We start from the raw sequence: 19172 nt of genomic DNA on the forward strand, positions 1-19172 counted from the left end.
CGCACCGCCACGCCCCCCCCGCCATGCTGGTTTACCCGCACGAAGTCCTGCCCCGCGCCCGGCCGGCGCGGCCCGCCCGGCCCCCGGGGGGCCCCCCCCCGGCGGGGGGGCCCGCCCCCCGGGCCCGGGTCCGCTCAGCCGGCGTCGACCGCCTTGCGCACCGCCGCCTCGATGGCCCGCTGGCCCTGCGGCAGCGGATGCCCGCGGTTGTCACCCCCGTTGCGGCCCACGTCGTACACCCACGGCTGCGCCGAGCACAGCTCGTGCCCGTCCAGCACCCCGCGCACGGACACGTACGACACCCTCGCCGCGCCGGCGGCCGTGCGGACCGCCTCGTCCAGCTTCACCGCGAGCCGGTTCAGGCCCGTGCGCTCGGCGGGTGTGAGCCAGCCGCACCGGGCCGTCTCCGACTGGAGTTCCGGAAAGAGCCGGGGATAGCCCACGACCAGCACGCGTGACGTGCGCGGCACCGTCGAGCGCACCAGCGCGTACGAGCTGCGCAGCAGCCCCGGCAGCGCCCCGGCGACGTAGCTCTCGGCGTGCGCGACGGTGCGGTCCGCGACGCAGTCGACGAGGAAGCAGTGCTTCAGGATGCGCGCGAAGCCGACGTCGTTGCCGCCGAGGGTCAGCGTCACGAGCCCCGGTGCCGGCGAGACCCCCTTGAGTCGGCGTGTCACCTGAGCGGGTTCGCCCTTGAAGGACTCGGTGAAGGCCGACGCCTTCGCCCCGGAACAGGCGAAGTGGCCCACCGGACGCACGCCCGGGTCGTCCGTCCCCAGCAGCCGTGGCCACGCCTGCGGACTGCGGCGGCACTCCCCGGACGCCGCGTCGAAGGGCGGGTTGCCCTCGCCCGAGGAGTACGAGTCGCCGAGCGCCACCATGCGCACGGGAGCGGGCAGCGCCTTCCTGGACCTCACGAGGGTCGCGCGGGGCTCGTCCATGCCGAGGCCGGTGTGCGCGAGCGAGAACAGGGTCGGGGTCCACGCCGTGCAGTCCGCGTCGGCGCACACGGACCGGAAGAAGTACAGCCGTCCTTCCGCGAACCCGTAGACGTTGGTGTGGCCGTTGCGGCCGCCGTCGAGGGCCGAGGTGTCGAAGGATTCGAGCAGGGCTCCGGAAGTGCGGCTGTGCACGTCCACCTGGAGGCTGACGGACCGGTGGTCGTCGTACGCGACATTGCTCAGGAGCAGGATCCGCCCATGGCTGTCCGCCTGCACACCGAGCTCCGCGTAGGTGCGGTCCTCCGTGCGCTGGAGCACCGTGCGGGAGAACAGCGGCCTGGCCCTGATGTCGAAGGCCATGAGCCGGTCGGTGTTCACCGCGTCCCTGCGGTGGCCGGTGAGCAGGACCGGAATGCCCCAGGAGGCGGCGGACCAGACATTGACGTTCGCCAGGGTGCAGTACGGGAAGGTGTGGCGTCCGGTCCGGCCGGCGGAGTTGAACACCTCCAGCCGGTTCACGGCGTAGTGGTCCGCGCAGTCCGGCCGGGTTCCGGTGCCGTTCCGGTCCGTCAGGTGGACGAACACGTAGCCGTCCGGGTTGACCGCCAGCCGCTGCGCCATCTCCTTCGCCGGCGATCCGACGACCTTGACCCGCCCGTACTCGCGGCCCCGGTAGTCCAGGAACCTGACCCCCTCGCCGCTGTCGTACGCCACCGCCAGTCCGCGCCGGTGCGCGCCGACCAGCTCGATGTCGGCCGCGGACCGGCTGACGAACAGCACCGCGCCGGTGGCGGCGGACAGCCCGAACACCGCCGACTGCGGACCGCAGGGGGTGTGGGCGGAGGCGAAGCCGTAGACGTTGCCGTCCGCGCCGGTCGTCAGCCTCGACGTGTTCAAGGGGGCGTTGCCGCACGTGGAACCGACCGTGCGGGCCCACACGGGATCGGCACCGCGGTACGCGACCACGGTCGAAGGGTCACCGGCGCGGGGTCGGGGCCGGATGCCGACGGTCAGCCCGGAACCGGTGACCGTGCCGACGCAGGAGGCCATCCTGCCCGCGGGAACGCCCGGCAGGGCCGCTCCGGCCGCGCTGAACCGGCGTACCGCGGGGGCGGTGGCCGTGGAGCCGGCACAGTCCTGCACGGTGACACCGCCCTCCGGGCCGGAATCCAGCCGGGGGGACGCGACCCCCGGCACCGCGCGCTGCCAGGAACCGGGGACCGGCGCGGCCCGGGGGCCCCGGGCCCCGGACGGTGCGTCATCGAGCCGTGGTGGGCCGGCCTGCGCGGCGGGACCGGTCAGCAGACCGGCGAGAAGCGCGAGAAGCGTGGCGCCGAGTGCGCTCGGGGTGAGAAGCGCCCCGCGGCCCGTACGCCTTCCGGAACGTGTGTTCCCCGGTCCGTTCGTGCCGCCCGCGCCGCCGGTGGCATGCGTGTCGGCCGTCCCCGCCTGACCCATGAGCGAAGCCCCCAAGTCCCTTGCCCGAACCCCGCAGCCGGACACGCCGGCCGGAGCGGTGGCCACCGTACCGCCGCCGAAGCGACCGGCGGGGCCGAACGGCCATGGCCGTCCGGCGTGCACCGGGGGATGCCCTCCGGGACCGCGGCACCTGCCGGGCGGCCGGCCCGCTGCCCGGGGCGGTCAGGGTCCGCACATGACCGCATCTCCCGACCACGTCGGCAGCGGAGAAGACCTCGCGTCCTTCATCCGGGCCCTGCACCGCAACCAGGCCGAGGAGGGCGACTCGTGGGGGGACCAGGACCTCGCCGGGTTCCTGGAGGCCCTGGCCGCACGGGTCGACGACGCGGACGGCTGGTACGGCAATGCCGGACACGAGCTGCCCGCCGACGGTGACCGGCGCTTCTTCGCACGGGCCCTTCAGGCGGCGACCGTGTACGAGCAGGGGCTCACCGGCCGGCCCCTGGCCTCCTTCGCGATCGGCTTGTCGGAGGCCGTGTGAGGGCCCGTCGGCACGTCGTCGGGCCCGTCGTCGCCGGGGCCGACGGCTTCCCCCGTCACAGGTCGGTACCTTTCCTGCCCCGGGAATCCCGGAACACCGGCGCACGAGGCAGCATGGCAGCCTCCACCGACACCTTTCCCGGCACACCGGGGAACCGTCGGGGAGAAGGGAAAAGCGACCGACCCGACCGAAGACCCGTCGCCGGCTCCGGGGGCCCGGACCGATTGTCAGTGGCCGCCGCTAGCGTTTCCCGCATCGTCGCACCAGGCCGGGATTCCCTCGGCCGGACTGTGCTTTCTTCTTGTGCTCAATACGCGGAAGGCTGTGGCTCGTGGGTTGGCTGTCGGCAGGTGACGGATATGAAGTCGCCCTGGTGGAGGGGCGGGTGGCGGCACGCGCCACCTCGGGCCGTGCGGCGGGACGGCAGTTGAAAACACTGCCGCGCGCCCTGAAGGACCACCCGGAGGTGGAGCGGCTGCGGCGGTTCGCCGAGTGGCTGGACCGGCACGCCGCCTCATGCGTCGCCCAGACCGACGCCTGGATGGTGTCGTCCCTGCCCGTGCCCACCGGCCTGCTGGCCCGGGTCTGGCCGGACGAGGCATGGCAGTCCGCGCTGCGCGACCTCGCGGTCGTCGGCGACGACCCGGACGAGGTGGGCTTCCTGCGCGGCGCCACCGAGTCAGGCGAGCTGCGGATCGTGAACCTGGACGGCGAGACGGTCCGGCTCTCCCCCCGCACGGTGACGCTGCCGCACCCGGTGCTGCTGCCGGACCTCGACGACCTGCGCGAGTTCGCGGCCGAACTGGGGATCGTGCAGGGCGTCGAGCAGATCCACCGCGCGATATGGCGCCGGCCGGACGACCTCGACGCCAAGGCCACCGAGGTACGGGACTTCACCGGAGGCACCTTCCGCTCCCGCTTCGCCCTCGCCGCGCGCGCCTCCTCACTGGGCTACCGCGTGTCCGGCGGCTACGCCACCGCCCGGGTGCGCGACGGCGGACGGACCGTCGAGGCATCGGTGTGGATCGGGGAACCGTACTGGGACGACGCGGTCGAGACAGGCTCCCTCACCTGGCAGGACCAGGACGGCCGCGCCCTGCCTCTGCGCGAGGTGGGCCCGGTGGCCTGGTCGGAGGGGATGCGGATGGGCGCGGCGCTGTACGCCGGGCGCGTGATCGAGGAAGGCAAGGACGCATGAGCGGGGGGACCGACGTGTCGTACGAGGAACTGCTGTCGGCGGGCGGGGTGCTGCCGCCGGACACGGAGGACGCAGGGGAGCGGGCAGTGCCGCTGACCACGCGGGCGTACCGGCACCCGGGGCTGGACGACAGGGTGGTGGTACGGCTGGTCGCCGGAGAGCTGGGCGCGGCGGAGGACCTGGCCGCGGGCTACCTCGGTCTGCAGCCCGACGCGGAGCCGGCCGTGGTGGGTCTCGGCCTGCGCCAGTCGCTGGGCTTCCCGGAGTGGGTGCTGGTGCACCACCCGCAGGACGGCCACCACGCGCTGGGCGTCGTACCGGACCTGGACCGGGCGGCCCGGCAGGCGAAGTCCAAGCCCAAGGCCGCCCTGGACGCCTACCTGGAACTGGGCACCCGGCTCGCCGCGTCGGTGCCGCACTTCCTGCCCACCTTCTACGAGCAGGCCGGGCGGGTGTTCCTCGCGGAGGAGAACGCGACGTACGCGGCCCAGCTGTTCACCCGCGCCCGCAAGGCGGAGGCGGAGCACGGGCTGGTGGTCGAGGAGGAGCGGCTGGACGCCGTCTTCCTGGAGTTCGCCCTGGCGGGGGCACTGCCGGTGAAGGTGCTGTCGGGGTATGCGAAGGAGCTGGCCGCGCGGGTGCCGGCCGAGGAGGCGCTGGAGCGCTTCACCCGGCTCTGTCTGCGGCGCACGGCCGGCGGTCTGCCCCCGTCCGCCCAGATGGCGAACGACCTGCGCAGGCTGGCCCGCGCCGCCGGGCGGGACGCGGACCTGACGGAGCGGGAGTACCTGGCCGAGCTGCTCGGTCTGCCGGCCACGCTGCGGGCGGCGGCGGGCTGGTGGAAGGGCCACCGGGCGGCCCTGGTGTCGCTGGCCGAGCGGGAACCGCGGATGCGGGGCGCTCTGCTCGACATGATCCCCTCCTCCCACGACGACGAGATGCCCGCGATGTGGCTGGACGTCCTGGAGGCGTCCGGTGCCGTGACGGGGCTGTGGGACGCCTCGCTGCCCGAGGAGGAGCGTCCGCGCGACGGCACCGCGGGCTGGCTGGAGCGGTTCCTGACCTACCGGGAGCGGGCGCGGTCCTGGCGCGGCTCCACCCGGATGACCGGGCTGTACCCGCTGGTGGAGCGGGCGGCGGACACCCTGCGTGCCGAACTCGCGGCCGCCGGGCGCGGGCTGAGGGCCGAGCACGACATCGACCTGATCGACCTGCTGCTGTCCCTGGACGTGCCGGTGGCCGCCCCGGGGAAGCACCACCAGCTGATGCTGGTGCAGTGGGCCTCGGGCGAGGGACACCGCGATCTGGTGTCGCTGGCCGCCGACCCCCGCTTCCACGACGCCTTCCTGCGCGGTGCCGAGCAGTTCGGGGACAACGACCAGACACTGCGCGCGATCCGCCTGCTGGCGGTGTCGCCGGGCGGGCGCCCGCTGCTCACGCAGTGGGTGCGCGCGGTGGTCCGCCGGTTCACCGCCGTCGGCCTGCCCCAGCTGCCCGACGCGCTCAGCCGTCTGAAGTGGCTGCCCGCCGAGGCGCTCGCGCTGGCCGAGGACGAGGTGCGCGCGGCCGTCGCCACCGACCTCGCACCGGTCCTGGCCCGCACCCTGCAGGCCGGACTCTTCGACGAACTGGGCTGGCCCGCCTGGGAGGACGCGGCGGCCACGCTCGTCCCGAAGAACGACGTCGAGGACCTGATCGTCGCCGACGCCTGGCCCCACCTCGTGGTGGCGGGCGCCGCCCAGGCCCGGGTGATCGGCGCCGAGGGCACCGTCCTCACCCACGACCTGCGGATCCCCGCGAACGACAGCTGGGGCGACCCCGGCTTCCACCACGTCGACGGCGAACTGCTCGTCTACTGGAACAACCGCGGCGACGGCCTGCGCGGCTACTGGCACTCCCGCCCCGACCAGCCCCAGACCCTTCAGGGCCCCCGCTCCACCCGGGGCACCCAGATGGACTGGTACAAGGGCGACATGCCGATCACCCTGCCCCTGCCCGGCGGCGGCCGGACCACCGGCGCGGGCGTCCTGCACGCCGGGGACAGCACCCTGCCCGAGGAGCGCGGAGTCCTCTCCGACGGCGTCGCGTACTGGGTGTGGCACGCCGCCGAGGACGAGGCGGAGCGCGGCTGGCGCGAGTACGACCCGGCCACCGGGGAGACCGGCCGGACGAGCCGGCCCGCCTTCCTGGCGGACGCGCTGCGGGACACCCCCGAGGGCACCGAGTTCGTCATCGGCAAGCTGCGTCCCTCACCGACGGCGGGCCCGGCACCGGCCTCCGCGCCCGTGGACGGACTGATCGGGCTGCGCGTGGTGCGGCTGCCCGACGGTTCCTTCCGCGCCGAGAACCTCGCCGGACACACCGTCACCGTGCCCGCGCAGTCGGGCCGGCCCGCCGCCCTGGTGATGTTCCCGGGCGCCGACCGCGCCCAGGCCGTCGTCCGCAACGGCTGGCAGCTCGAACTGATCGACCCGGACGGCGTCGTCACCTCGGTGGCCAAGACCGACCGCACCCCGGGCGTGTTCGGCCAGGGCACCCTGCTGCTGCCGCCGGTGCAGTACTGGGAGTGCATGACACCCCGCGATCCGGAGGGCTCCGAGGCACTGCGCCACATCCACCGGGACACCGCGGCGGCCCTGCTGACGGCGGCCGCGCAGGAGGACGAGAAGGCGCTGCCGCTCGCCGTCCGGACCCTGCTGCCCGTCAGCCATGACGCGCTCGTCGAGGGCATCGCCGGAGTGGTGCGGTACGCGGCCGGCCAGCAGGCCGTCCTGGACGCGGCGTCCGCCCGGCTGACCCGGGCACTCGACGGCGACCTGGAGCAGGAGGGCCCGGCCGGCCCGGCCGACACGCTGCTGCTCGACGCGATGAGCGGTCTCGGCTCCCCGCGCGGCTACTGGTGGAACCGTGACGAGGAGACCGACACCGTCTTCCGCGCGCTGCGCGTGCTGACCCGCGCCGCCGGACTCACCGAGGCCGCCGTGCCCGCGGAGCGGACCGCGCAACTGCACCTGGACGGGCCCGCACTGCCCTGCGGACAGCCGGATCTGGAGACCCTCCTGACCCGGGTGACGGCCCTGGCGTTCCGTGCGGCGGCCGGCACGACCACCGAGGAGCACCGTGAGGTGCTGAGCACACTGCTCGCCGGACTCGACGCGCTCGGTCTGACCGAGGCGGCCGGTACCGGGACCGGCCGCTGGCGCAAGGTGGCCCTGCGTCTGCCGGCCGTCTCGCTGCGCACCCCGTCGGGCGAGTGGCGCGAGGGCACATGGAACGGGCTGCTGCCGCTGGGCGGCGGAGCGTTCGTCGCCTTCACCGGGCGCCGCTCGCTGGACGACGACGGCGGCGTGTTCGACGCGCTCTTCCACGACCCGGCCGGGCGGTTCGAGACACCGGAGCCCTACACCCTCCTGGAGTCGGCGCCGCTCGGTGAAGCCGCCGGGGCGGGCCGGATCGGGACGTTCCTCGCGGAACTGGCCGACCGCGGCCCGGCGCCCTGGTTCCCCGCGGCCGCCGAGGAGTTCGCCCGGCTCACCGGGGTCACCGGGACCATGGCCCGCCTGATCGTGGCCGGTCTTCCCCGGATCGACGAGTACGAGCGGACGTTCCTGACCGCGCACGCGCGGACCCTCATCGGGGTGAAGGTCGCCCCGGCCGCCGTCGCCAAGGACGAACTGCGCGGCGTCGGCGGCGACATCCGCGCCGCGGTGGCGGCCGCGCTGATGCCCGCCGACCCGGCCCGTCTGTGGACCGACGGACCCGACGTGTCCGCCGCGGCCGAGGTCTGGAACACCCGGATGGGCCGGCGGACGGCCGTCCCCGAGGAACTGCTCAGCGACGCGCTCCGCGCCGTCAAGCACGCGCAGTGGGAGGTGCGCAAGGCGCTTCCGGCCCTGCTGCACCCGGCCGGTGAGCCACAGCTCACCCAGGACCTGGAGTGGGCGGTCGACGGCGACCGGGTCCGCCCCGTCGGGGAGAACCCGGTCGGGTTCACGGCGCAGACGCTGATCGGGTCGGTCGGCCTCGCCGCCTGGCTCGCCCACCGGCTGCCGGCCGGCGACCCGGCCCGCGCGGCGCTGCCGCCGGCGCTCACCGCCGTGCGCGAGCGGCTCGCCCACCCGGGCCTGGTCCTCGACCTCGGCGAGTACATCAGCCTCCCCGCGTTCCGCAGGACCGCGGGCGCCCCGACCGAGACGGGCCAGGGCTATGAGCGGTACGGCGCCGTCATCCTCGCCACCCATGACGACCAGCCGGCTCCCGGCCTGCGGGTCGACCTGCTGGACGAGGCGGGCCAGGACCCCTATCTGCCCGCGCTGCGCGTCGAGCACCAGCGGCCCTACGCGGCCGAGGTGGCGCTGCGCCTGGCCCGGTCCCCCCGGTTCGCCGCGCTCCTCGCCGACCCCGGGGAGCCCCTGGCGGGCGACCGGGACAAGGACGGCACCTGGTGGCCGCAGGACCCGAGCCGCTCCGTGCCCGACCTGGTCACCCAGGCCGCCAAGGAGCACGGCATCGGCGAGGACGCCGCCACGGTCTATCTGATGCTGCTCGCCATGCCCGACCCCACCGACCGGATGACGGCGCGGTGGACCGGCTGGAAGCCGGCCCGGCTCAAGGCCGCCCGCGCCGAACTGGCCGCCACCGAGCTGGTGGTGGAGGCCAGCCGCACCCGGGCCGGACGCTCCCTCTTCCTGCCCGGCGGCTGGGCCGACCTCGGTGCGCCGCGTGTCCCGCTGGAGCGGTGGAAGCTGCCGTTGTACGGAGACCTGATGGACGGCGAGCACACGTCGTTCGGGGTCGTCGTGCCGGCCGAACCGGCTGCGGACCTGTACCGCAGGGCCTGGCAGCGGACCCAGGACGGCGACGCGCCCCGGTTCGAGGAGCTGAAGGTGCGGCGCGGACGACGCCGCTGAGCAACGGACGGCGGGGCGCCGGGACACCACCGGCGCCCCGGCCCGGCCGACCGGTCTCGCACCGCGCCGGCCGGCCTCGTACCGGCCGACCGGTCTCGTACCGGGCGACCGGCCGGCCGCCGTACCACGGGGCCGACCGGACCGGCCTCGCACCGTGCAGGCCCCGACCGGTCTCGCACCGCGCCGACCGGTCTCGTACCGGCCGACCGGTCTCGTACCGCGCCGACCGGTCTCGTACCGGGCGACCGGCTGGCCGCCGTACCACGGGGCCGACCGGACCGGCCTCGCACCGTGCAGGCCCCGACCGGTCTCGCACCGCGCCGGCCGGCCGCGCCCGGTGACCGTTTCGGTGCCCGTGCCCGTGCCCGTGCCCGTGCCCGTGCCCGTGCCCGTGCCCGTGCCCGGCCCCGCCGCATATCGGCCCGCACCGGTGCGGACCGATGCGCGGCTCGTGCCGCCCGCACCGGTCCGGTTCCCTCGTCCCGCCTTTGTCCCACGTCGGGCCGGACACCCCGGTGTTCCTCCGTCCCGCCGTCCCCACCATCCTGAGCACGACAGACCGACCCGCCTACCGACCCAGCAAGGAACCTGCATGCCTTCGACCGACACGGCGACGGCCCTTCCGGCCCGGCAGACCCTGCCCGCCGAGGAACGTCACGCCACCGAACTCGCCTTCCTCGCCGCCCACGACGAGGGGCCCCGCCCGCCCGGCTGGCGGCTCACGCCGCGTGCCGTGATCACCTTCGTGTGCGGCAGCGGCGGCGAGGCGCTGAAGCTGCCCGAGCCGCATGGGACACTGCCCGACAAGCTGGTGATCGCCCCCAAGTTCGTCGGCGAACGCGCCCTCGTGGAACGGTGCGTGGTCACCCTCGCCGGTGAGCGCGGCCTGCTGCTCGTCGGCGAGCCCGGCACCGCCAAGTCGATGCTCTCCGAACTGCTGTCGGCCGCCGTCTGCGGCACCAGCGCGCTCACCGTGCAGGGCACCGCAGGCACCACCGAGGACGCGCTGCGCTACGGCTGGAACTACGCGCTGCTGCTCGCCCAGGGCCCGACCCCGCAGGCGCTGGTCGACTCACCGGTGCTCAGCGCCATGCGCTCCGGCCGGGTGGCCCGTATCGAGGAGGTCACCCGCTGCCTGCCCGAGGTGCAGGACGCCCTGGTGTCGATCCTGTCCGACCGCCGGATCAGTGTGCCCGAGCTGTCCGGCACCGACGACGCGCAGGTCGCGGCCGCTCCCGGGTTCACCGTCATCGCCACCGCCAACCTGCGCGACCGCGGTGTGTCGGAGATGTCCGCCGCCCTCAAGCGCCGGTTCAACTTCGAGACCGTGCACCCGATCGCCGACGTCGACGCCGAGACCGCGCTGGTGCGGAGGCAGGCCACCGCGGCCGTCGAGCGGGCGGGCGCGGACTTCGCCGTGGACGACGCCGTGCTCGACGTCCTGGTCACCGTCTTCCGTGACCTGCGGGCCGGACGGTCCGCGGAGGGCTGGGACGTGGAGCGGCCGGGCACGGTGATGTCGACGGCCGAGGCCGTCCAGGTGGCCACCTCGCTCGGGGTGGCCACCGCCTACCTGCCCGGCGGCGACACCCTCGACCTGGTGCCCGGGCACCTCCTCGGCGTGGTCCGCAAGGACGACCCGGCCGACCACGCGCGGCTGCTCGGCTACTGGGACGGCCCGGTGCGCCGCCGTGCCGAGGACGGCTCGGCGACCTGGCGCCGTCTGTGGGACCTGCGGGAGAACCTCCGGTGACACTCGCTCAGGACCCGCGGGAGGCCGTCGAGGCTCTCGCCGACTGCACGGTGCCGTACCTGCTGGGGGTACGGCACCACAGCCCGGCGCTCGCCGCGGCGGTGCCCGCCCTGCTGGACGCCGCCGGAGCCGAGGTCGTGTGCGTGGAGCTGCCCGCCGACTTCCAGCCCTGGCTCACCCATCTGGCGGCCCCGGGCACCCTGGCGCCGGTGGCGCTGGCCGGAGCCGTCGAGGGCGGGCGGCTCGGCTTCTACCCGTTCGCCGACTTCTCGCCCGAACTCGCCGCGGTCCGCTGGGCGCGCGAGCGGGGGGCGGAGGTCGTGTGCTGCGATCTGCCGATGGCGGACCCCGCCTGGGACGGAGGCGAGCGCACCGCCCCCGCCGACGGCACCCGCGACGCGCCCGCCGACGCCACGCCCGCCGAGGCGCCGTCCGTCGTCCCGCCCACCGCCTTCGCCGCCGCGCTCACCGCCGCCGGAACCGGGCGCGACGGTGACGACCTGTGGGACCGCTGTGTGGAGGTGCTCGCGCCCGGCTGCCCGCCCGAGGCGATCCGACGGGCGGCGCTCGGTGTGGGCTGGGCGCTGCGCCGTGACGCCGAGTCGGCGGGCGGGGTGCCGTCCATGGACCTGGCCCGCGAGACCCGTATGCGCGCGGTGATCGCCCGGGCCTCGGCGGACGGCCGCCGGGTCGCGGCCGTCGTCGGCGCGTTCCACGCGCCGGCCCTGACCGCCCCGGTCGCGCCGGCCGGGGCGACCTCCCTGCCGGCCGGGGCGACGGGCGAGCCGGAGGCCGAGGCCGCGGTGCGGGCGCCGGAAGCGGCCGCCGAGCCGGCGGCCGACGCGCCCCCGGCCGGCACACCCCGCGCCGGGGAGCGGACGCCGGTGGTCACCTCCCTCGTCCCGTACTCCTTCGACCTGCTCGACTCCCGGTCCGGCTACCCCGCGGGCATCCGTGACCCGCGCTGGCAGCAGGCGGTGTTCACCGCCGCCGGCGATCGCGGGCTGCTGCACGGCGCCGCCGCCCGGGCGATCACCGACGTGTGCCGGGAACTGCGGGCGGCCGGGCACACGGCGGGCACCGGCGAGGCCGCCGAGACCCTGCGGATGGCCTGTGACCTGGCGAGCGTGCGGGGTCTCGCCGCCCCCGGGCGGGGCGAGGTGCTGGAGGCGCTGACGACCGTGATGGGCCAGGGCGAGCCGCTCGGCCGGGGCCGGGCCCTGGCCCGGGCGCTCGAAGTGGTCCTGGTCGGCACCGAACGGGGCCGCATCGCGCCGGGCACCCCGAGGTCCGGACTCGGTCCGTCCGTGGAGGCGGAGCTGACCGCGCTGCGGCTGCCGGGTCCTGACGATCCGGCCGCCCGGGAACTGCGGCTCGACCCGCTGCGTTCCGCCCTGGACGGCCGCCGGGAGATCCTGCTCCAGCGGCTCGCGGTGTGCGGCGCGGGCTACGGCGAGGCCGTGGAGGTGGCCGGCACGGGCGACGGCACGGCACTCACCACACGGTGGCGGCTGGCATGGACCCCTGCGGTCCCCGTACGGCTCGACCTGGCCGGGATCCGGGGAGTGACCGCGGCCCTGGCCGCCGAGGGAACGCTGCGGGACGCCTTCCGGCGCGACTCGGCGGACGGCGGGCCCACCTGCGCGCTCGTCCTGACCGCGCTGCGCGCGGCGGCCCGCTGCGACCTGCCCTCACTGGTCGCGGAGCGGCTGGCCGACGCCGCCGCCGTGCTCCCCGCCGCCGCCACGCTCCCCGAACTCCTCGAAGCCCTCGACCTGCTGGAGGCGCTGCGCCGCGGCCATCTGCCCGGCACCACCACCGAGGCCCGGGAGGCGGCCGCGGCGCTCGCCGCCGACCTGCTGGAGACGGCGGTCCGCGCGCTGCCCGGGCTCGCGGGCAGCGACCGGGCGGAGGACGCGGCCGCGCTGATCGCGCTGGCCTCACGGGCCGGTGACCACCGGCTCGGGCTGCGGATGGACGACGCCCTGGGCACCCTCGCACGCACCGGCTCCCCGCTCGTCCAGGGCGCAGCGCTGGCCGCCAGGGTCCTGCTGGACCTCGACGACGCAGACGTGCTCGGCGCGCGCACCGCGGGCTGGATCGACACGGCGACCGACCCGGACGGGCGGCTCGCGCTGGCCCGCCGTCTCACCGGACTGCTCAGCGGGGCCGCCCCGCTGCTCCAGTCGGCGCCGACCGCTCTGGACCCGCTGCTCCACCGCATCGACACCCTCACCGACCAGGGGTTCCTGGACCGGCTGCCCGCGCTGCGCGGCGGTTTCGACACCCTGAGCCCGGCCGGCCGCGACCGTCTGCTGGGCACGGTGACGGAGCACCTCGGCGACCGCCTGGACCTGTCGCTCGGCACCTCGCCCCGGCTCCTCGCGCTGTGGACGGCGGCCGACGCGGCGGGGCTCGCGGCGGTGACTTCCCTGGGACTGCCGACGGGGGCGGACACGGACGTGCCCGAGAGCGTCGGCGCCGCCGTCGCACCGGGAGCGCCCCAGCCTTCCCCGGCCACCGGGGCGCCCGAAGCACCGAAGGCATCCGGACCGCCGGCCGACGACGAGCCCGGACCCGGGTCCGACGACGAGCCCGGACCCGGGTCCGGCACCGCGCCCGGACCCGGGGCTCCGTCCCAGGCCGCGCGCCGGGACGGCGCGGCTCCCGCGCTCCACCTCACCCCCACCGACCGCTGGCGGCTGCTGCTGGGCCGGGAGAGCGAGAAACTGCCGTCGCACGCCCGCCGTTACGCGCACGCGCTGGACGAGCTGTACGGCACCGGACGGGGCGAGGGCGCCTCGGACCTCGGCCGGGAAGGAGGAGCGGGCGGAGGCCAGGAGGCGGCCTTCCCCACGGCCCGCGAGTGGGCCGAGGAACTGGACGCGCTGTTCGGTGCGGAGGTCCGTGAGGAGGTGCTGGCGCGCGCCGCCGACCAGGGCCGTACCGATGTGCTGGCCGAGCTGGACCCCGCCTCGGTGCGCCCCTCGGTCGACCTGCTGACCTCCGTGCTGTCCCTCGCCGGAGGCATGCCGGAACAGCAGCTGGCCAAGTTGCGCCCGCTGGTGCGCCGGCTGGTCGACGAGCTGGCGAAGGAGCTGGCCACCCGGATGCGGCCGGCACTGACCGGCCTGGCCACCCCGCGCCCGACCCGGCGCCCGGGAGGCAGGCTCGACCTGCCGCGCACGCTGCGCGCCAACCTCGCGACCACGCGCCGCACCGCCGACGGCCGGACCCTGGTGGTGCCGGAGAAGCCGGTGTTCAGCACCCGTTCCCGTACGGAGGCGGACTGGCGGCTGATCCTGGTGGTCGACGTGTCCGGGTCGATGGAGGCGTCGGTCGTCTGGTCGGCGCTGACCGCGGCCGTGCTGGGCGGGGTGCCCACCCTGTCCACGCACTTCCTGGCGTTCTCGACGGACGTGATCGATCTGACCGACCAGGTCGCCGATCCGCTGTCGCTGCTGCTGGAGGTGCGCGTCGGCGGGGGCACGCACATCGCCGCGGGGCTGGCGCACGCCCGCTCCCTGGTGACCGTGCCCAGCCGGACGCTCGTGGTGGTGGTGAGCGACTTCGAGGAGGGCTGTCCACTGGGCGGGCTCCTCGGCGAGGTGCGGTCCCTGGCCTCCTCCGGAGTGCACCTGATGGGCTGTGCCGCCCTGGACGACACCGGCACCCCGCGTTATTCGGTGCCGGTCGCCCAGCAGCTCGTCGCGGCCGGGATGCCCGTCGCCGCCCTCAGCCCTCTCGCCCTCGCCCGCTGGGTGGGCGACCGCCTCCGCGGAGAGAACCGATGAACACCGACCCGATGAACGCAGGGCTGCCCCCGGTGGCAGCGGACGTGGTCGCCGCCGCCGTGGAGTCCCTGACCGCGCGGCTGCGCAAGAAGCTGGACGCCGCGATCGAGTCGTACGCGGCCCTGCCCGTCGCCGTCGCCGACGGTGTGCTGCGGGTCCGGTGCGGTGAGGACGCCGAGGTCGCCCTGACGCCCGGCCCCTCCGGCGCGGTCACGGACGCCGGGCAGGCGGTGTGCAGCTGTCTGCTCGCGCCCCGCTGTCTGCACCGTGCCGCGGTGCTCGGCGCCTGCCCGGTCGCCGGCCCGGACACGATCGCCGAACCGGCGCCTGCTCCGGAGGATCCCGAGCAGGACGCCGTGCCGGCGGCGAGCCCCGAGGCCGCGGCGCCCTCGGGACCAGGAACCCCGGACGCGCCCGAGGAGCCCCCGGCGCCCACCGGCCCGACCCGTGCCCAGATCGCCGCGGCGACCGCTCTGTGGGCGGCCGCGGCGGCCGTGCTCGCCGCCGGGGTGCCCGCCGCGGGCGCGGTGCCGCAGGCGGAGCTGCTGCGGGCCGCGCACACGGCCCGGCTGTCCGGGCTGCACCGCGCCGAGGCCGCCGCCCTGAGAGTCGTACGGGGGCTGCGCGCGGCCCGTGCCCGGCACGACGGCCACCGGCTGGCCGACCTGGTCGCCAACGTGCGCGAGCTGCTCCTCGTCACCGGGCGGCTGGCGGCTCGGGACCCGGATCCGGCGCTGATCGGAACGGCTCGCCGCAGCTACCGTCCGGGCGGCGGGCTGAGGGTGCACGGGGTGTGCCGGGAACCGGTGATCACGGCGACCGGGTACGGCGGTGTCGTCACCCATCTCGTCTCCGAGGACGGGCGCTGGTTCTCGGTGGCCGACGTCAAGCCCGGCGGTCCGGCACGGGCCCGGGGCGCGGGCACGGCGAGCGTGGCGCTCGGCTCGGGCACCCTCGACCACGCCCGGCTCTCCCGCGGCGGACTGCTGATCTCGGGCGCGACGCTCTCCCCGGACGGCCGTCTCGGTTCCGGCAAGGGGGTGCGGGCGACCCCGGCCGCAGGTCTGTCCTGGACGTCGGGTGTGCTCGCCGCACTGTTCGCCCGTCCTCTGACCGAGGCGGTGGCGGCGCGGCTCGCGGCGACCGCGGGGACCGACCCGGAGCGGGCCGAGCGGTCGGCCCGTGAGCTGATCGGCTGCGACGTGGTCCTCGTCGGCGCCGTGGGCGAGCATCTGCTCGCCCGAGAGCTGACCGCGGGCGGGCCCGAGGGCGACGGCCCGCTGATCCGGCTGACCCCCGCCAGCAGTCACCCCGACCTCGCCCACACGGCCAACTTCCGCCGGCTGGCGTCCCGTCCGGGGCTGCGGCTGCGTGTGATCGGCCGGCTGGACCCCGACCGGGCGGCGACGCTGCGGCCGCTCGCGGTGGGCCCCGTGCCGGACACCGGGGCGACCCTGCGGCTGCCCGCGGAATGGGAGGGGCACGCCGACCTGGGCTACGACCGGATCGAGGGTGCGCACTTCCCGCCGGCCGACGTCCTGCCGCTCGCGGGCCGGCTCGACGGCGTCCCGCCGGACCCGCTGGCGCAGGCCCCGCTGTGGCGGTTGCGGCGACTGGTCGAGGTCGCCGTGTCGGGGGGCCGCCGGGCCGTCGCCGAGCCCGCACGCGACGGAGACAGGTCCGGGGGAGGGGCGGCGCTGCGGCGCGGCGGGTTCCGGGCGGCGGCGGCCCTGTCGGCCGCGCTCACCGCGGAGGCCGACCGCCGCACCCGGGACGTCTTCGGCCGGACCGCCGAGGCCGACCCGGACCGCTACGCCCGGGCATGGCTGGCCGCCGCGGTCTATCTGTCCGGCACCGAACGGGCGCTGGTGCAGGCGACCTGGGAGCACGCGGAGGCACACGCGTAGCCGGGGCGCTCGCCCGTCCACGGTTCACGCCGGGAGCGGTGAGGCCGTTCACCGCTCCCCGGCCCGCCTCCGGTCACCGCGCGGTCAGCAGCACCCCGGCGTACGAGGCGCCCGCCACGACCAGCCACGCCGACAGGCCCAGCAGTGCCGTCCGCGCGCCGGAGCGTGCGAGCGAGGGAAGGTCCACGGCGCTGCCGAGCCCGAACAGGGCCGCGGCCAGCAGGAGTTCCTGACCGGTGTGAGCCGCCTCCAGGAACCCGCCCGGCAGCAGCCCGGTGCTGCGCAGGGTCACCGCCGCGAGGAAGCCGACGACGAACAGCGGGACCAGCGGCGCCCGCTTCCGGCCCGGCTCGGCCGGCCCGGCCGCGTCACGGCTCCGGCGCCGCACGGACAGCGCCACGGCGGCGACGAGCGGCGCGAGCAGTGCCACCCGCATCAGCTTCACCAGCACCGCCTCACCGAGGGCCGTGTCACCGGCGGTCTGTGCCGTGGCCACGACCTGGCCGACATCGTGCACGCTCGCGCCGGTCCAGCGCCCGAACGCGGCGTCGCCCAGTCCCAACGGACCCTGGAGCAGCGGCAGTACGGCGATGGCGAGCGTCCCGCAGAGGGTGACCAGGGCCACCGAGGCGGCCGTGTCGCGTTCGTCGCTGCCTCTCGCCTCACCCACCGCGCCTATGGCCGAGGCGCCGCAGATCGCGTAGCCCGCGGCGATGAGCAGCGGCTGGTCACCGGGCAGGCCCAGACGGCGGGCCAGCCACCAGGTGCCGGACAGCGTGGCCATGACGACCGCCAGCGTCATGGCGACCGTCGCCCAGCCGAGCCCGGCCACGTCGTCGAGGCCGAGCTGCAGACCGAGGAGGACGATGCCGGCCCGCATCAGCCGTCTGCCCGCGTACGACAGTCCCGGGCGGGCGGATCCCCGTACCGGCGCACGCAGCCCGGGCAGGTGCGCGGCAAGGACGCCGAGCACCACGGCGGCGGTGAGCATGGGCACGGCGGGAAGAAGCCGGTGGACGGCGAGGGCGAGGGCGAGGCCGAGGGCCGCGAGGAGGAGCCCCGGGCGCAGGGACGGCGCTGCGGGTGTCCGGCTCCGATGCGCGGGACGTTCCCTGAGGAGGGCCATCAGCAGTCGGCGGGCAGCCGGTAGACCCGCCGCACGCTGCTGCCGAGGCGGGAGATGTCCGCGCCGTAGACGTGCAGCGAGATCGCCGTCGAGGGACCGGCGTTCCAGACCCGGTGGATGTCCCCGGGAGGGGCGAAACCGCAGAACTCGCCCTGCTCGTTGACCACGTCGGCGGTGGCGACGAGCCGGGCGGTGCCGTCCTCCGCAGGGAGGAGCCGGTAGCGCCGCTCGCGTTCCCGGCCCTGGTGCACCCCCGTGGTGCACCAGGACACATGGTCGTGGACGGAGGTCGCCTGGCCGGGCAGCCAGACGAGCGCGACGACGGAGAAGCTCCCGTCGTGCTCCGCGTGCAGCAGGTGCTGCCGGTAGCGGTCCGGATCGCTCTGCCGCTGCTCGTCGGTGAGCAGGTCGGGCGCACCCAGGTGGGGTGCGAGGCGTTCGCCGACGAGGTGCGCGGTCAGGTCGGGCGGGAGGCCCCGTCCGACGTCTTCCCGTAATCCGGCGAGCAGGGCTTCAAGACGGCCGGTGGTGCGGGCCGCGGTGAAGGCGCCTGAGGCGGTCGACGCAGAAGTCATGCGTCAAGCGTCGGACCGCTCCTGTCATAACGTCCAACGACAGTTTCTTCGCATGTCCCAAGAGACTCTTATGGACGGAGGGGTTGACGGATCGTGCGGTCAGCAGCCCGTCTTGCCCGCGGCCACGGTCTTCAGTTCCTGGAGGACCAGCGCCGTGGCGGGAATGCGTCGGTGCTCCCGCAGGACGTACGCCGAGACCTTGCGCCGGGAGGCGGGCTGGAGCGGCCGGCCGGCCACCTTGGCACGCTGCATGAAGGCCAGCATCAGTGCGGGAACCATGGCGACACCGAGCCCTTCCGCCACCAGGCTCTGCACGGCCAGGTTGTCGTCCGTGGTGAAGGCGATGTCGGGTTCGAAGCCCGCCTCGGCACACTCGTGGAGCAGGTTGGCCCGGCAGCGCGGGCAGCCCGCTATCCAGCGTTCCCCCTCCAGGTCGGTGAGCCTGACGACCCTGCGCCGGGCGAGCCGGTGGCGTACGGGCAGCAGGACGGTCAGCTGGTCCTCCAGGAGCGGGGTCTCGACCAGGTCCTCCGGGACGTGCTCGTGCATCCCCGGGTAGGTGAACGCCAGGGAGATGTCGCACTCGCCCTGCACCAGACGGCGAAGGGATTCCGGCGGCTCGTTCTCCAGCAGGTCGACGCGTATGCCCGGATGGGCGGCAGCGAGACGGGCCAGGGCCTCCGGCAGGAGCGTGGAGTTGGCGCTGGGGAAGGCGCAGACACGCACCCGCCCGGCGTGCAGCTGGGCGAGGGCGTTCATCTGCTCCCGCGCCGCCGACAGCGAGCCGAGTATGTCGCCTGCGTGCCGTGCCAGCGTCTCGCCCGCCTCGGTGAGCCGTACCCCGCGGCCCACCCGGACGAACAGCGGCATCCCGACGTCCCGTTCGAGCGACTTCATCTGCTGGGTGATCGCCGGCTGGGTGTACCCGAGGGCGCGTGCGGCGGCGGAGTACGAACCGGTCCGCACCACTTCGTGGAAGGTCCTCACGTGCCGGGAATCGAACACCGC

At 75.7% G+C, this 19172-nt stretch carries 10 protein-coding genes; 6 read left to right on the forward strand and 4 right to left on the reverse strand.

The features are described from left to right. Positions 1-134 precede the first annotated feature (134 nt). Positions 135-2084, reverse strand: a complete 1950-nt coding sequence (locus tag ACIQGV_RS08915) for an SGNH/GDSL hydrolase family protein (RefSeq protein ID WP_402492511.1) — start codon at positions 2082-2084, stop codon at positions 135-137. A gap of 511 nt (positions 2085-2595) precedes the next feature. On the opposite strand from ACIQGV_RS08915, the gene ACIQGV_RS08920 reads away from it, so the two are divergent. The 6 genes from ACIQGV_RS08920 (at position 2596) to ACIQGV_RS08945 (ending at position 16463) form a co-directional block, all read left to right on the forward strand. Continuing rightward, positions 2596-2901, forward strand: coding sequence for a hypothetical protein (locus ACIQGV_RS08920; RefSeq protein WP_402492513.1), 306 nt, complete (start codon positions 2596-2598; stop codon positions 2899-2901). 331 nt (positions 2902-3232) lie between these two features. Next, positions 3233-4099 carry a DUF4132 domain-containing protein gene (locus tag ACIQGV_RS08925; protein ID WP_402492515.1) on the forward strand — a complete coding sequence of 289 codons (867 nt, stop codon included), beginning with the start codon at positions 3233-3235 and terminating at the stop codon, positions 4097-4099. Beyond that, positions 4096-9009, forward strand: coding sequence for a DNA-binding protein (locus tag ACIQGV_RS08930; RefSeq protein ID WP_402492517.1), 4914 nt, complete (start codon positions 4096-4098; stop codon positions 9007-9009). The genes ACIQGV_RS08925 and ACIQGV_RS08930 overlap by 4 nt, the downstream gene beginning before the upstream one ends. A 592-nt stretch (positions 9010-9601) precedes the next feature. Beyond that, entirely contained in the window at positions 9602-10762 is a 1161-nt protein-coding gene (locus ACIQGV_RS08935; RefSeq protein ID WP_402492519.1) for an AAA family ATPase, read from the forward strand. Continuing rightward, entirely contained in the window at positions 10759-14556 is a 3798-nt protein-coding gene (locus tag ACIQGV_RS08940; protein ID WP_402492521.1) for a DUF5682 family protein, read from the forward strand. The genes ACIQGV_RS08935 and ACIQGV_RS08940 overlap by 4 nt, the downstream gene beginning before the upstream one ends. Positions 14557-14567: 11 nt before the next feature. Further along, positions 14568-16463, forward strand: coding sequence for a hypothetical protein (locus ACIQGV_RS08945; protein ID WP_402493180.1), 1896 nt, complete (start codon positions 14568-14570; stop codon positions 16461-16463). A 73-nt stretch (positions 16464-16536) separates the two neighbouring features. Here ACIQGV_RS08945 and ACIQGV_RS08950 read toward each other — a convergent pair whose 3' ends face one another. From ACIQGV_RS08950 to ACIQGV_RS08960, 3 genes are all read right to left on the reverse strand, one after another. Then, positions 16537-17589 (reverse strand): YeiH family protein, encoded by a 1053-nt coding sequence (locus ACIQGV_RS08950; RefSeq protein WP_402492523.1) that lies wholly within the window; start codon positions 17587-17589, stop codon positions 16537-16539. Continuing rightward, positions 17589-18164, reverse strand: a complete 576-nt coding sequence (locus ACIQGV_RS08955) for a cysteine dioxygenase (protein WP_402492525.1) — start codon at positions 18162-18164, stop codon at positions 17589-17591. The genes ACIQGV_RS08950 and ACIQGV_RS08955 overlap by 1 nt, the downstream gene beginning before the upstream one ends. A 99-nt stretch (positions 18165-18263) precedes the next feature. Beyond that, positions 18264-19169, reverse strand: a complete 906-nt coding sequence (locus tag ACIQGV_RS08960) for a LysR family transcriptional regulator (RefSeq protein WP_402492527.1) — start codon at positions 19167-19169, stop codon at positions 18264-18266. Positions 19170-19172: the final 3 nt, after the last annotated feature.

This window comes from Streptomyces sp. NPDC093094 (assembly GCF_044754345.1).
GTDB lineage: Bacteria > Actinomycetota > Actinomycetes > Streptomycetales > Streptomycetaceae > Streptomyces.

Coding starts and splice junctions, on each gene's coding strand:
- ACIQGV_RS08920 (WP_402492513.1), top strand. CDS start 2,596: ATGACCGCATCTCCCGACCACGTCGGCAGCGGAGAAGACCTCGCGTCC.
- ACIQGV_RS08930 (WP_402492517.1), top strand. CDS start 4,096: ATGAGCGGGGGGACCGACGTGTCGTACGAGGAACTGCTGTCGGCGGGC.
- ACIQGV_RS08935 (WP_402492519.1), top strand. CDS start 9,602: ATGCCTTCGACCGACACGGCGACGGCCCTTCCGGCCCGGCAGACCCTG.
- ACIQGV_RS08945 (WP_402493180.1), top strand. CDS start 14,568: ATGAACGCAGGGCTGCCCCCGGTGGCAGCGGACGTGGTCGCCGCCGCC.
- ACIQGV_RS08950 (WP_402492523.1), bottom strand. CDS start 17,589: ATGGCCCTCCTCAGGGAACGTCCCGCGCATCGGAGCCGGACACCCGCA.
- ACIQGV_RS08955 (WP_402492525.1), bottom strand. CDS start 18,164: ATGACTTCTGCGTCGACCGCCTCAGGCGCCTTCACCGCGGCCCGCACC.